15 protein-coding genes are annotated in these 15629 nt (G+C 56.2%); all 15 read left to right on the top strand.

Going from position 1 to position 15629, the window contains the following annotated elements:
- Nucleotides 1-93: 93 nt before the first annotated feature.
- Nucleotides 94-435 carry a helix-turn-helix domain-containing protein gene (locus D1159_RS06430; protein ID WP_243152146.1) on the top strand — a complete coding sequence of 114 codons (342 nt, stop codon included), beginning with the start codon at nucleotides 94-96 and terminating at the stop codon, nucleotides 433-435.
- Nucleotides 432-1874 carry a recombinase family protein gene (locus D1159_RS06425; protein ID WP_161844854.1) on the top strand — a complete coding sequence of 481 codons (1443 nt, stop codon included), beginning with the start codon at nucleotides 432-434 and terminating at the stop codon, nucleotides 1872-1874. Before D1159_RS06430 ends, D1159_RS06425 begins: the two co-directional genes overlap by 4 nt.
- A gap of 154 nt (nucleotides 1875-2028) precedes the next feature.
- Nucleotides 2029-3036, top strand: coding sequence for a M23 family metallopeptidase (locus D1159_RS06420; RefSeq protein ID WP_161844853.1), 1008 nt, complete (start codon nucleotides 2029-2031; stop codon nucleotides 3034-3036).
- A gap of 16 nt (nucleotides 3037-3052) precedes the next feature.
- Nucleotides 3053-3655, top strand: coding sequence for a site-2 protease family protein (locus tag D1159_RS06415; RefSeq protein ID WP_202620961.1), 603 nt, complete (start codon nucleotides 3053-3055; stop codon nucleotides 3653-3655).
- 77 nt (nucleotides 3656-3732) lie between these two features.
- The gene (rplS, locus tag D1159_RS06410) at nucleotides 3733-4074 is read left to right on the top strand and encodes a 50S ribosomal protein L19 (protein ID WP_161844852.1); all 342 of its coding nucleotides are present in this window, start codon (nucleotides 3733-3735) and stop codon (nucleotides 4072-4074) included.
- A 146-nt stretch (nucleotides 4075-4220) separates the two neighbouring features.
- On the top strand, nucleotides 4221-5093 hold the full coding sequence (gene ylqF / locus D1159_RS06405) for a ribosome biogenesis GTPase YlqF (RefSeq protein ID WP_161844851.1): 873 nt from the start codon (nucleotides 4221-4223) through the stop codon (nucleotides 5091-5093).
- The gene (locus tag D1159_RS06400; protein ID WP_161844850.1) at nucleotides 5090-5713 is read left to right on the top strand and encodes a ribonuclease HII; all 624 of its coding nucleotides are present in this window, start codon (nucleotides 5090-5092) and stop codon (nucleotides 5711-5713) included. The genes ylqF and D1159_RS06400 overlap by 4 nt, the downstream gene beginning before the upstream one ends.
- The gene (locus tag D1159_RS06395; RefSeq protein ID WP_161844849.1) at nucleotides 5710-6078 is read left to right on the top strand and encodes a YraN family protein; all 369 of its coding nucleotides are present in this window, start codon (nucleotides 5710-5712) and stop codon (nucleotides 6076-6078) included. Before D1159_RS06400 ends, D1159_RS06395 begins: the two co-directional genes overlap by 4 nt.
- 23 nt (nucleotides 6079-6101) lie before the next feature.
- The gene (locus tag D1159_RS06390) at nucleotides 6102-7040 is read left to right on the top strand and encodes a membrane dipeptidase (RefSeq protein ID WP_161844848.1); all 939 of its coding nucleotides are present in this window, start codon (nucleotides 6102-6104) and stop codon (nucleotides 7038-7040) included.
- Nucleotides 7028-8515 carry a threonine synthase gene (gene thrC / locus D1159_RS06385; protein ID WP_161844847.1) on the top strand — a complete coding sequence of 496 codons (1488 nt, stop codon included), beginning with the start codon at nucleotides 7028-7030 and terminating at the stop codon, nucleotides 8513-8515. Before D1159_RS06390 ends, thrC begins: the two co-directional genes overlap by 13 nt.
- 12 nt (nucleotides 8516-8527) lie before the next feature.
- Entirely contained in the window at nucleotides 8528-9214 is a 687-nt protein-coding gene (locus tag D1159_RS06380; RefSeq protein ID WP_161844846.1) for a metallophosphoesterase, read from the top strand.
- A 132-nt stretch (nucleotides 9215-9346) separates the two neighbouring features.
- Nucleotides 9347-10747 carry a trigger factor gene (gene tig, locus D1159_RS06375; RefSeq protein ID WP_161844845.1) on the top strand — a complete coding sequence of 467 codons (1401 nt, stop codon included), beginning with the start codon at nucleotides 9347-9349 and terminating at the stop codon, nucleotides 10745-10747.
- Between the two features lie 147 nt (nucleotides 10748-10894).
- The gene (gene clpP, locus D1159_RS06370) at nucleotides 10895-11500 is read left to right on the top strand and encodes an ATP-dependent Clp endopeptidase proteolytic subunit ClpP (RefSeq protein WP_279280008.1); all 606 of its coding nucleotides are present in this window, start codon (nucleotides 10895-10897) and stop codon (nucleotides 11498-11500) included.
- An 85-nt stretch (nucleotides 11501-11585) separates the two neighbouring features.
- Nucleotides 11586-12905, top strand: a complete 1320-nt coding sequence (gene clpX, locus D1159_RS06365; RefSeq protein ID WP_161844843.1) for an ATP-dependent Clp protease ATP-binding subunit ClpX — start codon at nucleotides 11586-11588, stop codon at nucleotides 12903-12905.
- Between the two features lie 292 nt (nucleotides 12906-13197).
- Entirely contained in the window at nucleotides 13198-15612 is a 2415-nt protein-coding gene (gene lon / locus D1159_RS06360; protein WP_202620960.1) for an endopeptidase La, read from the top strand.
- Nucleotides 15613-15629: the final 17 nt, after the last annotated feature.

Raw genomic sequence — 15629 nt, 5'->3', positions numbered from 1 at the left:
ATAGGCATCCCCCTCTCGGAAACGGAATGTGCAGGCGGTGTCAAGATGTTCTCGACCTCGCCTGCACGTTAGTAGATGTATGAAATTTACAAAATGATTGTATCGGATTTTTGCGGCCTTGTCAAGCCTTGCAGAGTAGAAAAAGTGCTGGGCGTCAGCCAGTCCGCCATTGACCGCTATGAGCGCGACTTGTCCTGCCCCAATGCAGAGAATTTCATCGCTTACGCAGATTACTTCGATGTGTCTTTGGACTATATTTTCGGTCGCTGTGACAAACCGCAGGGCAAACTCTATGAACATCGTCCCCGTATCGAGCAGGGCAATTCTGATTTGAAACTGTTTGTGGATATGTGCTTTGACCCAGCCTCCCCTATAAGTGAACGGCTGAAAGAGGTACTGACGAAAATACTGGAGGAGGCGGAGAAAGAAAAATGAAAGCAGTGATTTACGCCCGTTACTCCAGCGACAATCAGCGGGAGGAAAGCATTGAGGGTCAGCTCCGAGAGTGTACGGCCTACTGCCAAAAGAACGACATTACCATTGTCCGCAGTTACATTGACCGGGCCTTATTCGCTAAAACGGACAACCGCCCGGACTTTCAGCGGATGATAAGAGACAGCGCCAAGGGACTCTTTGATGTAGTCCTCGTCTGGAAGCTGGACCGCTTTGCCCGAAACCGATATGACAGCGCACACTACAAAGCGCAGCTCAAAAAGTTTGGCGTCAGGGTTCTGTCCGCCACGGAGAACATTTCGGAAGGACCGGAGGGTATCATCCTGGAATCACTGCTGGAAGGCATGGCAGAATACTACTCTGCCGAGTTGTCGGAGAAGGTGATCCGAGGCCACACAGAGAACGCTTTGAAATGCAAATACAATGGCGGCACACCGACATTCGGCTACACCATTGACAACGACCGGCACTATCAAATCGACCCGCGTACTGCTCCTGTCGTACTGGAAATTTTCACACGCTATGACAATGGCGAAACCATGAAAGGTATACGGGACTATCTCAATGATACCGGCGTGACTACTGTGCGGGGCAAGACAATCGACCTCAACTTTGTGGCGGCAATCCTGCATAATCGGAAGTTCCTGGGCGAGTACAAATATCGGGAGATCGTTATTCCTGACGGCATCCCCGCCATCGTTCCTCAAGAATTATTTGACCGTGTGCAGAGCAAGCTGGCCAAAAACAAAAAGGCCCCCGCCCGGCATAAAGCGGAGGACGACTATCTGCTGACGACGAAATTATTCTGCGGCATTTGCGGGGCTATGATGGTGGGAGAGAGCGGCACAAGCTCCACCAATCGGAAATATCATTATTACCGCTGTGTGAATACGAAGAAATATAAAGTCTGCAACGCCAAGCATAAAAGTGTCAAAAAGCTCCCACTGGAAAATGCTGTGGTCAATTCTGTGATGGCGAGGATCATGGATGACAATTTTGTAGAGTATATCACAGATACAGTAATGGATTTGCAGGGACGAGAAAGCAGAGTACTCCCGGCCCTGCGTAAACAGTTGGAGGATGCGGATCGCGGCATCACGAATATGCTGAACGCAATCCAGGCCGGTATCATCAACGCCTCCACCAAACAGCGGTTAGACGAGTTGGAGGAATCCAGGCAGAAAATTGAATTGCAAATCATTCAGGAGGAAATGAAGCACCCACTGCTCTCCCGTGAGGATGTGACCTATTGGATTTTCCGGTTCCGCACCTTAGACGTAACAAAACTTGAAGAACGGCGGAGACTGATCGACAGCTTTGTGAACTCGGTTACGATCTTTGATGATTATATTTTGATTACTTTCAACTACAAAGAAGGCACAGAACGGGTTACTTTTGAGGACATAAAAGTTCGGATTTGAAATCGGTCGGGGGACCAAAAACGCAGTCCATGACAAGAAATGGGCTGTGTTTTTTATTGTTTTTCCGGAAGACATTACCACGTCGTTGTCATATGGCTTGACCTTCTATCATAGAGTTTAGAAACAGATGCTTTGACAGAAGGGGGTCGCCGGAATGGAGGGCATGACATATCAGGAATGGGTCAGAAGACGGCAGGGAAGGGTGGACCACCCCCGGAGCGGAACTCAGCGGCAACGTAATGTCCGTGGGGTATCTCTAGGCGTCCGGGAACGGAGGCGGCTTGTCCAGCTGCTGGTGTGTTTTGGAATTTTCCTAACGGTCTTTATTGGGAAGCAGGTATTTCCAGACCAACTGATTGTCTTTCGGGATGACCTTGCCCGGCTGCTCCACACCGATATGGATTTCACCGCCGCCTTTTCCAGTCTGGGCCGCTCCCTCTCAGAGGGAGAGCCGGTTATTGAGACCCTGGGCGGGCTGTGGACCAGCGTATTCGGCGCAGCCCCAGTCTCCCAGCCCGCCCCGGCCACAACACCTGGCGCACGGTTCCAACACGAGATGACATCCTTGGGACAAGGACGTACTCTGGATGCGGGCGCTTATCTTTGGACGGAGGGGCAGCTTCAGGCGCCGGAGCCGGACCGTCAGACAGTTCTCAACCCCTTTGCAGCCACCTGCGCTGTCCCGGCGGCGGAACCAGAGGTGATCCCGGTGGACTATACCGGGCCAGACCTCCCGGAAAACACCACTATGGATCAGTACCGCTTGGATGTGGGTGAGACAGTGTCTCCGGTGATGGGCTGGGTTTCTTCCGCCTTCGGCTGGCGGGAGCACCCGGTGGACGGCGGCGAAAAGTTTCATAACGGCGTGGATCTGGCGGTAAACTTAGGTACACCGGTGGCCGCCTTTGCCGGCGGAACTGTAGATTATATCGGCGACAGCCCAGTCTACGGCCTGTATCTGCAAATCAGACATTCCAACGGCGTCACCAGCTTTTACGCCCACTGCGACAAGCTGCTGGTCCAGCAGGGGCAGAGCGTTGCCGCCGGCGATATCGTGGCCCAGGCGGGGGAGACCGGCAATGCCACCGGCCCCCATCTCCACTTTGAGCTCAAGCGGGACGGGGTGCGGCTCAACCCCATCTATTATATTGAGACCATCTAGCCACCGGCGCCTGCCCATGGAGGTGGAGATCAGCGGTGGATTTCTTCTCCTGGCCGCCTTCCTCTATTATATGGATACCGACGGACTGCTCCTCTGGGTAGGGGCGGCCTGTGTCCTTCACGAGTTGGGACACTACTGTGCGCTCCGGCTGTGCGGCGGCCGGGTGACGCTGCTGCGGCTGACCTGCGTAGGAGCGGAGATGCGCCTGGCCCATGGCGGCCCTCAGGGACGGTGGGCGCGGATGGCTGTCGCCCTGGCGGGCCCGGGGGTTAACCTGCTGCTGGCGTTTGGAGCGGTTCAGGCAGGAGAGAAGGCCTATCTCTTCGCTGGACTGAATCTTGGGCTGGCACTGTTTAATCTTCTTCCTGTCTCCGGCCTGGACGGCGGCCGGGCCCTGGCTGTTCTGCTGGCAGGAAGGAGGTGGGAGGGCCTGGACCGGGCTCTGTCCACCGGGCTGTCCCTGGGAGTAACATTTTCTGGGCTTTGGTTGATGGGAAAAACTAGAAATCCAACGCTGCTTTTGACCGGATCCTGGCTGTTTGTACACGCAATTACCGGAGAAAAGCGCAGTTTTTCCGTAAAATTTCCTTGCAATCGGACAGAGGGTGTGGTACACTAACCAAGTCTGAAGAACGGGTGGTCCTCTGCGGCGGAAGAATGCCGGCATGAACGCCTATTAATTAGGAGGAAGTATCCATGGATCTCATGAAGGCTTTTACTGAAAAGCACTTAAAGGCGGAGCCCCCTGTCGTCAAGATTGGCGACACAGTCCGCGTCCACATCCGCGTCAAAGAGGGCAGCCGGGAGCGTATCCAGGTCTTTGAGGGCACCGTGATTGCCAAGAAGCACGGCGGCCTGGAGGAGACGATGACTGTCCGCCGCATCTCTTACGGTGTAGGTGTGGAGAAGGTGTTCCCCCTCCATGCGCCCGCAGTTGAGAAGGTGGAAGTGATCCGCCACGGTAAAGTGCGCCGGGCCAAGCTGTACTACCTGCGCGACCGGGTGGGTAAGCGCGCCAAGGTCAAGGAGCGCATCTAATTGCATCCACAAAAAAGAGAGGCGGGCGCCTCTCTTTTTTGCTTTATATACCAAATTAGGAAGAAAGGGCTTTTTTTCTGAAGCTGGATTGTGTATAATGTTATGATTAAAAGTGTACCTGTATTCAAATCCAGCGGAGGTGCGGGATGTATATTCAGTGGTACCCTGGCCATATGACCAAAACCCGGCGGATGATTGCGGAAAATCTGAAATATGTAGATCTGGTGGCTGAGGTGGTAGACGCCCGCATTCCCGTCTCCAGCCGCAATCCGGATGTAGAGGACCTGGTAGGGGGCAAACCCCGCATTATCATTCTGAATCGGGCGGATCAGGCAGATCCCGCCCAGACGAAAGTGTGGACCGGCTGGTTTCAGAGCCGGGGCTATACCGTGATAGAGGCCAACGCCAAAGACGGAAAGGGGGGTGGTCAGTTCTCCGCCGCCGCCAAAGCCGCCCTTGGGGAAAAGCTGGAGCAGTGGAAGGAGAAGGGGCAGGTGGGCCGTCCCATCCGCGCTATGATTGTCGGAGTGCCTAATGTAGGCAAGTCCACATTTATCAACCAGGTGGCCCGGCGGAAGTCCGCCAAGGCAGGAGACCGGCCCGGCGTCACCCGGGGCAAGCAGTGGGTGGCGGTGGACGCCTCCCTGGACCTGCTGGACACGCCAGGGATTCTCTGGCCCAAGTTTGAGGATCAGTCTATCGGGCTGAACCTGGCCTTTACGGGCGCGGTGAAGGACGAGGTTATGGATGTGGAGACGCTGGCCTGTCACTTTATGGAGCTGCTGAACCGGCGGTATCCACAGGCACTGGAGCGGTATAAGCTGGCTCCTGATCCCTGCGCCCAGGGCTGGGAGCTGCTGGAGCGGGCCGCGAAGAAGCGGGGCTTCCTCATCTCCGGCGGTGAACCGGACACAGAGCGTATGGCCAGGATTCTGCTGGATGAATACCGGGGCGGCAAGCTGGGGCGCTTTACACTGGAGGCTCCAGAAGACATCTGCCCCACAGAGGAGGAGACATGATGGATTGGCAGACCCCAGATCTGTGGCAATATGAGCGTCAAGCCACAGAGGAGGGATATTGTGCCGTGTGCGGCTGTGACGAGGCGGGGGCGGGTCCCTTGGCCGGCCCGGTTTACGCTGCTGCGGTGATCTTCCCCTTTGGGCGGGCGCCGGAGGGTCTGAATGACTCCAAAAAGCTGAGCCCAAAGCGGAGGAATGTGCTGTTTGACCAGATTAAAGAGTGTGCAGCCGCTTGGGCGGTGGCCTGGGTAGACGCACAAGAGATTGACCGTACCGACATTCTAAGCGCCCGTATGAAGGCCATGCAAAAGGCTATTGACCAGCTTGCCCTGCCAGCGGACTTTGCCTTAATTGACGGAAACCGGGATCATGGCAGAACCGCCGCCATCACTACCCCTCACCAGACCATTATTAAAGGGGACAGTCTGAGCGCCAGTATTGCCGCCGCCTCCATTCTGGCCAAGGTGAGCCGGGACCGGCATATGGAGGAGCTGTCCCGGCTGTATCCGCAGTATGAATTTCACACCCACAAGGGCTATGGTACCAAGCAACACTTTGCGCTGCTGGAGGAGTACGGCCCCAGTCCTGTCCACCGCAGGACCTTCCTCAAAGCACGGTGAGGGGCGGGAAGGATGGCGGTCTGGGCCGCTGGGGCGAGGAATTTGTAGCTCGCTATCTGGAGAGCCGGGGGTTTCACATTACCGCATCAGGGTACCGCACCCGCTACGGAGAAATCGACCTGATTGCGGAGAACGACAGCTCCCTGCGGTTTGTGGAGGTAAAAACCCGCAGCGAACAGAGCGTCCTCTCCGGCCGGGAGTCGGTGGATCTCCGCAAGCAGCAGCGCCTGCGGATGACCGCCCAACTCTATCTGGCGGAGCACCCCACGGAAAAGCAGCCCCAGTTTGATGTGGCTGAGCTGTGGGCACCCCAGAGAATAAAGACCCAGGCTCCAGAGCTGACCTACATAGAAAACGCGTTTTAAGCGATAACAAGGAGGCTGATGATATGGACCTGTTTGACGGGCACTGTGATACCATGACCCGGTGTTACCGCTATGGCTATGGTATCCGGGAGAACTTTGGAAATCAGGACCTGAAACGGGGGGAGTATATTGGAGCATGGGGGCAGTTCTTTGCCCTCTTTGCCGATGAGGTACTCAAGCCCGGGGTCACCCGCCGGGATGTCTTCCGGGCGGAATACGCCATTTTCCAGCGGGAGATGGCGGAAAATCAGGACCGTATTATCCAATGCCGCACCGGTGCCCAGGCTGCCGCCGCCTTTGCCGCAGGGAAGCGGGCCGCTTTCCTGTCCATTGAAGGTGCCGATCTCATTGACTGCTCCCTGGATGGGCTTCAGGAGGCGTGGGAAATGGGGGTGCGGGCCATCAACCCTGTATGGAACGCCGCCAACATTCTGTGCGGAACCACGGAGGATGAGGCGGACAAGGGACTTACTGCCGAGGGCAGAGCCTTTGTGAAAAAAATGGAGGCGCTGCACATGCTGGTGGATGTCTCCCACATGTCTGATCCCGGCTTCTGGGATGTGGCAGAGCTGATTACAGGACCCTTTATGGCCAGCCACTCCTGCTCCAGGGCCCTGTGCGATCACCCACGCAACCTGACTGATGATATGTTCCGGGAGATCGTACGCCATAATGGGGCGGCGGGGATCAATATGTACCGTACCTTCCTGGGGGAACCCACCACCGTTGACACTGTTGTTGCCCATATGGAGCATTTTTTGGCGCTGGACGGAGAGAAGCATGTCTGCATGGGCGGTGATCTGGACGGCTGCTATGATGAGATGCCTGACGGGATTGACGGAATCCAGGACATTGAGAAAATCTATAACCGGCTGCTCCAGCGCAACTACAGCGAAGAGCTGGTCCATGCCATCTTTTTTGACAATATGATGAGGGTTGTGAACGAAGTATGTACTATGTAAGCACACGCAACAGCAAGCACAAGCGCCCTGTCTCTGAGGCAATTGCCCAGGGCCTGGCCTATGATGGGGGCCTGTTTACGCCGGAGCTCCTGTTCAAGCTCTCCCCCAACGCCCTGGACACCATGCTGGATATGTCCTACCAGCAGCGGGCGGTCTATGTGATGAAGCCATATCTGGACGGCTTCTCCACCTCTGAGGTAGCCGCCTTTGCCCAGGCCGCCTACGGAAACCAGAAGTTTGACGTGAAGGAGGTGGCCCCTGTCCGCAAGGTGGATTCCAATACCTACAGTCTGGAGCTGTGGCACGGCCCCACCTGCGCGTTCAAGGACATGGCCCTTCAGATGCTGCCCCACCTGCTGACCGCGTCGCTGCAAAAGAATGCGGAGCAAAAGACCGCCTGCATCCTGGTGGCTACCTCTGGTGATACAGGAAAGGCGGCGTTGGAGGGGTTCCGAGATGTGGAGCAGACCCGAATTCTTGTCTTCTATCCCAAGGACGGCGTGTCTGAGATTCAGGAATTGCAAATGCTGACTCAGGCGGGGGACAATGTGGGTGTCTGCGCGGTGCAGGGTAATTTTGATGACGCTCAGACTGGGGTAAAGCGGCTGTTTTCCGACGAAATTCTTCGGGATACTCTGGCGGCACAGGGCTATTTCTTCTCCTCCGCCAACTCCATCAACTGGGGCCGGGTGCTGCCGCAGATTGTCTACTATGTCTCCGCCTACTGCGATCTGCTTCGGGAGGGACGGATTGCCAAGGGGCAGGCTGTCAACGTCTGCGTCCCCACCGGTAATTTTGGCGATATTCTGGCCGCCTACTACGCCAAGGAGATGGGGGTGCCTCTGGGCAGGCTGATCTGCGCCTCCAACAAGAATAACGTACTCACTGACTTTATCAATACCGGCGTATACGATAAGAACCGGGCCTTTTACAACACTATCTCGCCCTCTATGGACATCCTCATCTCTTCCAACCTGGAGCGGATGCTCTTTGAATTCTCCGGCCACAACGGAGAGCAGGTCCAAAGCTACATGGACTTGTTGGTGAGAGAGGGCTGGTATGAGGTGAGCCAGGACATCAAGTCCAAGTTCCAAAAGCACTTTGCCGCCGGGTACTGTGATGACGCACAGGCCAAGGCCACGATCGCCAAGCTGTGGAGCGACAGCCGCTATCTGGCCGATCCTCACAGTGCAGTGGCTTTCCATGTTCTGGAGCAGTACCGGGCAGAGACCGGGGACAATATCCCGGCTATTGTGGTATCCACCGCCAGCCCGTTCAAGTTCTGCGCCGATGTGCTGGACGCCTTGGGAGAGAAAAAAATTGCCCAAGGCACCGCTGTGATTGACCAGCTGACCCAGTATACCGGCGTCCAGGCTCCCGCCTCGCTGGCGGCGCTGAAGGACCGCGCGGTTCGGTTTGACCAGACCACCTCCCGGGAGGGAATGGTAAACGTGGTGCTGGGCTTCCTGTCCTAAGGCGGTGATCCGGTGGCGCTTTACGCAATAGGGGATACGCACCTGTCTCTGACGGTGGACAAGCCTATGGATATATTCGGCGGCAAATGGGAGGGTTACGTGGATAAGCTGAGACAGGGCCTGTCCGTACTCCAGCCGGAGGACACGTTGGTCCTGTGCGGCGACATCTCCTGGGGGATGAGTCTGGAGCAGGCCGAGGCAGACTTCGCCTTTTTAGATTCCTTTCCCGGCCGGAAGCTCATTGTAAAGGGCAACCACGACTACTGGTGGAACACCGCCGCCAAGATGGAGCGATTCTGGGCGGAGAAGGGGTTTGACAGCCTGCACATTCTCCACAACAACTGCTACTTTTATGGGAATTATGCCCTGTGCGGCACCAGAGGGTGGTTTTATGAGGAAGACGCGGCCGGCCACAACGAGAAGGTCTTCAACCGGGAACTCATCCGGCTGGAGGCGTCGCTGAAAGCGGCAGGTGAGGGGGAAAAGCTGTGCTTTCTCCACTATCCACCCCGTTATCAGGGATATGTCTGCCCGGAGATCATCACTCTGCTTGGACAGTACGGCGTAAAAAAATGCTATTACGGCCATCTCCACGGCGCCAGTCACCGGCTGGCCATAGAGGGGGACTGGAGCGGCATTGCGTACCATCTCGTGGCGGCGGATTACCTTCAATTCCGCCCCGTCCAAATTGCGGAATAGGTGCTTGGAAATATTTTTACCGAAAGTATGGAAATCTGTCTGAATTCCTGATATAATCAAACAGATATTGTAAATGAAGCCGCCGCCGTCTATTGTCTGGTGCCGGCGGAATGCTAGGAGGAAGTAAACAACATGAATGTCAAGAGCGTCGAAAAGCAGGAGAAGAGCACAGTCGAGCTGGTCATCGAGGTGAGCGGCGAGGAGTTTGAGGCTGCCGTAGAGAAGGTCTATAAAAAGCAGCGCAACAGAATCAGCGTCCCCGGCTTCCGCAAGGGCAAGGCCCCCCGGAAGATCATCGAGGGCATGTACGGCTCCGGCGTGTTCTATGAAGACGCCGTCAACGAGGTCTATCCCGACGCCTATACCAAGGCGGTAGAGCAGGAGAATCTGGACGTTGTGTCCTGGCCCAACGTAGAGATTCAGGAGGTCGGCAAGAACGGCCTCACCTTCAAGGCCACCGTCACCGTCCGCCCCGAGGTGAAGCTGGGGGAGTACAAGGGCCTCACCGCGGAGAAGGCCGACGCCGCTGTCACTGATGAGGACATCAACAATGAGCTGAAGCCCTTTATCGACCGGGCCACCCGCATGGTCACCGTGGAGCGAGAGGCCAAGATGGGTGACTCTGTGGTTATTGACTTTGAGGGCTTCAAGGACGACGTCGCCTTTGACGGCGGAAAGGCGGAGAATTTCACCCTGGAGCTGGGTTCTGGTTCCTTTATCCCCGGGTTCGAGGATCAGCTGGTAGGGGTTAAGGCCGGCGATGAGCGGGAACTGAATGTCACCTTCCCCGAGGACTACCACGCTGAAGAGCTGGCCGGCGCCGCCGCCGTGTTCAAGGTCAAGGTCCACGAGGTCAAGGAGAAGCAGCTGCCTGTGGTGGACGATGAGTTTGCCAAGGATGTGTCTGAGTTTGACACCCTGGAAGATCTGAAGAAGGATCTGGGGGAGAAGCTGAAGACCCGCCGGGAGGGAGATGCGCAGCGCGCCTTTGAGCGCGCCCTGATCCAGCAGGTTGTGGACAATATGGAAGTAGAAATCCCCGACGCCATGGTTGAGTATGAGGCCGATAAGGTCGCAAATAACTATGCCCAGCGCATCACTTCTCAGGGCATTCCCTTCGAGCAGTATCTGGCCATGACGGGGATGACCATGGATCAGGTGCGGGAGCAGGCCAAAGAAGCCGCCTTGGAGCAGGTTCAGAGTGATTTGGCCTTGGGCGCGATTGTGGCCGCTGAGAACATCCAGATCTCTGACGAGGACGCGGAAGCTGAGATCAAACGTCTGGCCGAGCAATACGGCATGACGGATGAGCAGCTGCGCAAGGCGATTATCATAGAGGATCTGAAGAAGGATCTGGCCCGCCAGAAAGCCGCCAATTTGGTCTTTGACAGCGCCAAGGCCGGCAAAGCTCCGAAGAAAAAGACCACAAAGAAGAAGAGTGAGGGAGAGGGCGCCGCGGAGAAGCCAAAGCGCACCCGCAAGACTGCTGCCAAGAAGGAAGAAGCCCCGGCAGAGACGAGCGGAGAGGATTAAGATTTGCTCTGAATTGGTATAATCTACCTGCCGCCGGGTATACTCTGGTGTGTGGGCAGACTGGCCGGTGCCAGGCGGGAATTGACCAATTCCCGCCCGCAGCGGGATTGGCTGGCACAGATTGAACCTGTATGGTTCTTCGATAAGATGGACAGAAGGAGTACCAAGACTATGAGTTTAGTCCCCTATGTAGTAGAGCAGACCAACCGCGGAGAGCGTTCCTATGACATTTTCTCCCGCCTGCTGAACGACCGTATTATTTTCCTGGGAGAAGAGGTAAATGCCACAACCGCCAGCCTAGTGGTGGCGCAGATGCTCTATCTGGAGGGCACAGACCCGGATAAAGACATCCAGTTTTACATTAACAGCCCTGGCGGTTCCGTGACAGATGGTATGGCCATCTATGATACCATGCAGTATATCAAATGTGATGTGTCTACCATCTGCGTGGGTATGGCGGCCAGTATGGGGGCGTTTCTGCTCTCTTCCGGCGCCAAAGGGAAGCGCATCGCTCTGCCCAATGCGGAGATTATGATTCACCAGCCCTCCGCCGGTACGCAGGGGCAGATCACGGATATGGCCATTCACCTGAAGCGGTTGGAGATTATCAAAAAGCGGATGAACAAGATCTTGTCCGAAAATACCGGCAAGCCTTTGGAGGTTGTCACTGCCGACTGTGAGCGTGACAACTTCATGTCCGCAGAAGAGGCCAAAGAATATGGCCTGATTGACCACATCTTCTATAAACGATAACTCGATGCGGGGGAGCGGGGGCAAGGGCCCGCTCCTCTCTCCGCATCTCAATCTGGCGGAATCCGCCTGTGACCGAGGTATTATTATGCCAAAAAATGATGAACACAAGTCTGTCCGCTGCTCCTTTTGCGGGAAGCATCAGGAGCAGGTCAACCGTATTATCGCCGGGCCGGGGGCATACATCTGTAATGAGTGTGTCCATCTGTGCATGAGCATTTTAGATGACGCGTATGATCCCGACGAACCCCAGGCTGACATGGATATCCCTGACGTTATCCCTACCCCCCGCGAGATCCGTGATGTGCTGGACCAATATATTATCGGTCAGGAGTCTGCCAAGGTATCCCTCTCGGTGGCGGTGTACAATCACTATAAGCGCATCTATTTCGGCGGCGGGGAGGATGTAGAGCTCCAAAAGAGCAACATTCTGCTCATTGGTCCTACAGGAAGCGGCAAGACCCTCTTTGCCCAGACCTTGGCCCGCATTTTGAAGGTGCCCTTCGCGATTGCGGACGCCACAACGTTGACGGAAGCGGGCTACGTGGGCGATGATGTAGAGAATATCCTTCTGCGTCTGGTTCAGGCCGCTGATTTTGACATCGATCTGGCGGAGCGGGGCATCATCTACGTGGATGAAATTGACAAAATCGCCCGTAAGAGCGAAAATACGTCTATCACCCGGGATGTCTCCGGCGAGGGGGTACAGCAGGCCCTGCTGAAGATTTTAGAGGGTACCGTCGCCAATGTGCCGCCCCAGGGCGGTCGTAAGCACCCCCATCAGGAGTTTATCCAAATCAATACAAAGAATATTCTTTTTATCTGCGGCGGCGCCTTTGACGGCATTGAAAAAATCATTGAAAAGCGCCTGGATAAAAAGAGTATCGGTTTTGGCGCGGAGATCGCCAGCAAAAAAGAACGGGACAACTCCGCTCTGTTCCGGGAGATACAGCCGCACGACCTGCTGAAATTCGGCATTATTCCAGAATTGGTGGGCCGTCTTCCTGTTATTACTGCCCTTCAGGCGCTGGACAAAGACCAGCTGGTTCAAATTTTGACCAAGCCAAAAAACGCTCTGGTAAAACAGTATCAGAAGCTGCTGGAGTATGATATGGTAGACTTGGCGTTCCAGCCAGAAGCTCTGGAGGCCGCCGCAGACAAGGCCATTGAGCGGGGCATCGGTGCCCGCGGCCTGCGGGCGGTCTTGGAGGAAGTTATGACCCAGGTCATGTATGATGTTCCCTCGGATCCCACTATTGCCAAAGTAACCATTACCGGCGAAAGTGTCCGGGAGCATATTGCACCCACTATCGACCACGACCTGGAACGCCGGGAGCGGCCCCGCCTGGGCGGCGCGGCTCTCCGGTCTGAACAGGGCGGCATTCCCGCTCGGGGAAATGTATCCTAACAGTGCCTCTGCACTAGATAACATTCGGGGCGAGGACAGAAACCTCGCCCCGTTCCATATTCAAATCTTAGAACCTGGATTCACAACCGTTGTATGCCGTCCTGCCAAATTTTTTGCCGCCTCACCGCGGCAAAAATCCTGGAATATGTGTGCGGGATTCTTAACAGTTTTTCCACTTGGGACTATGGCATTCCCCTAAAATCTGTTTGAAAACCTGCAAAACACTCAAAGAACAGCCATTTCCCAGTTATGAATACAGGTTCTCACCCTTTTGGAGGGGAAGTGAATCACAATGACAGAGCATGAACAAGAACATATGACAACTACACTTCCGGCTTTGGCGCTGCGGGGAATGAGCATCTTCCCCAATATGCTGCTCCACTTTGATGTAAGCCGGGAGATCTCCATTCAGGCCCTGGATTACTCCATGACCAGCGGCCAGCCCATCTTTTTGGTGGCTCAAAAGGATCTGTCTGTGGAGGCTCCGAAAGCGAAAGATCTGTGCCAAATCGGCACGATCTGTAATGTACGGCAGATCCTCCGTCTGCCAGGGGACAATGTGCGGGTTATGGTGGAAGGAGTCTCCCGGGGCCGCCTGCGCCAGCTCACCCAGCTGACGCCCTATCTGGCGGCGGAGGTGGAGGAGATCTCCCCAGAGGAGTCCGTCCGCCGCTCCGCCAAGACAGAGGCGCTGATCCGACAGACTTATGAGCTCTTTGAGCGCTATATTGAGCTGGCGCCCAAGATGACGCCGGACATTCTGCTCAACCTGCTCTCCAGCGAGGATCCAGGCTATATCGCCGACTATATCGCTCAAAATATCGTCATGCGGGCAGGGGATAAGCAGGCGATTTTGGAGGAGCTGCGCCCTGTCCGCCGCCTGGAGCGGCTATACCAGCAGCTCCGGCGGGAAATTGAGGTTTTGGAGCTGGAGCTGGACCTGCAAAACCGGGTCCGGGACGGCCTGAATCGTAACCAGCGGGATTACTATCTCCGGGAGCAGCTGAAAGTCCTCCAGCAGGAGCTGGGTGAGGGGGAAGAGAGCGCTCAAAGTGAGATCGCCGAGTACCGGCAGTCCATCGAAAAGGCCAAGCTGCCGGAGGAGGTAACCAAAAAGCTGCTCAAGGAGGTCTCCCGGCTGGAGAAGCAGTCCTTTGGCTCTGCGGAAGCCACCGTGATTCGAAACTATCTGGATGTGTGTCTGGAGCTGCCCTGGAATAAAAAAACCAAGGAACGGGTGGATGTGGCCACTGCCAAAAAGGTATTGGACAGCGACCATTTCGGCCTGGACAAGGTAAAAGAGCGCATTCTGGAGTTTTTGGCTGTCAAGCAGCTGGCGCCGGAGCTGCGGGGTCAGGTGCTGTGCCTTGTGGGCCCGCCCGGCGTGGGAAAGACCTCCATCGCCATGTCCGTGGCCAAGGCTCTGAACCGGAAACTGGCCCGGATCTCCTTGGGTGGCGTCCATGACGAGGCCGATATCCGGGGGCACCGGAAGACCTATATTGGCTCCATGCCTGGCCGCATCATTGCCGGAGTGCGGCAGGCGGGCTCCTCCAATCCGCTGCTACTGCTGGATGAGATCGATAAGCTGGGCACCGACCACCGGGGCGACCCCGCTTCGGCACTGCTGGAAGTACTGGACGGAGAGCAGAACAGCACCTTCCGGGATCATTTTCTGGAACTGCCCTACGATCTGTCCGATGTTTTGTTCATTACCACCGCGAACACCACCGATACCATCCCCCGGCCTCTGCTGGATCGGATGGAGATGATCGATCTGTCCAGCTATACCGATGAGGAGAAGCTGCAAATCGCCAAGCGGCATCTGCTTCCCAAGGAGCTGAAGCGCCACGGCCTGAAAAAGAGTCAGCTGAAGCTGACTGACGGCGCTATTCGGGAGACAATAACCGGCTATACTAAGGAATCCGGTGTTCGTGTGCTGGAGCGCAGGCTGGCAGCCGTCTGCCGGAAGGCGGCAATGCGAGTTGTCTCAGATAATGTAAAGTCAATAACCATTACAGGAGATAACTTGAAAGACTTTCTGGGGGTGCGCCGCTACCATCCAGAGCGTCTGCCCCTGACCGAGCAGGTGGGTGTGGTGAACGGTTTGGCTTGGACCAGCGTAGGCGGCGAGCTGCTGGAGGTTGAAGTCAACGTCGTCCCCGGCACTGGCAAGCTGGAGCTAACTGGAAATCTGGGCGATGTGATGAAGGAGTCCGCTCACGCCGCCTTTTCATACATCCGCAGTCGGGCGGATCGACTGGGGATTGAGGGAGATTTTTATCAGAAAAAGGATATCCATGTCCATTTTCCCGAGGGAGCGGTACCCAAAGACGGCCCCTCTGCCGGCATTGCCATTACCACCGCCATGGTCTCTGCTTTGACCAACACCCCGGTCCGGCGGGAACTAGCTATGACCGGAGAAGTGACCCTGCGGGGCCGGGTGCTGCCCATCGGCGGTCTGAAGGAGAAGACTATGGCCGCCCTGAGAAACGGCATCCGAACTGTAATTCTGCCGGCCAGCAACGAAAAGGATCTGGCAGAGATTGACCAGACGGTCCGCGGCGCCCTCCACTTTATTACCGTGGAGCAGGTGGACACCGTTCTGGCCCATGCGATGGGGCTGGAGCTGACACAGGCCGGGGAGGGGCAGACTGTTCCGGCCAATCCCGCCGTCTCCGCCGCCGCAGTCCCATTGCAGCAGTAGCGGCTCAGAGACGAACC

It is taken from the genome of Pseudoflavonifractor sp. 524-17, assembly GCF_009935845.1.
Lineage (GTDB): Bacteria > Bacillota > Clostridia > Oscillospirales > Oscillospiraceae > Pseudoflavonifractor_A.
Note: the sequence above shows the minus strand (reverse complement) of the source record. Positions and strands in the feature narration are given on the sequence as shown.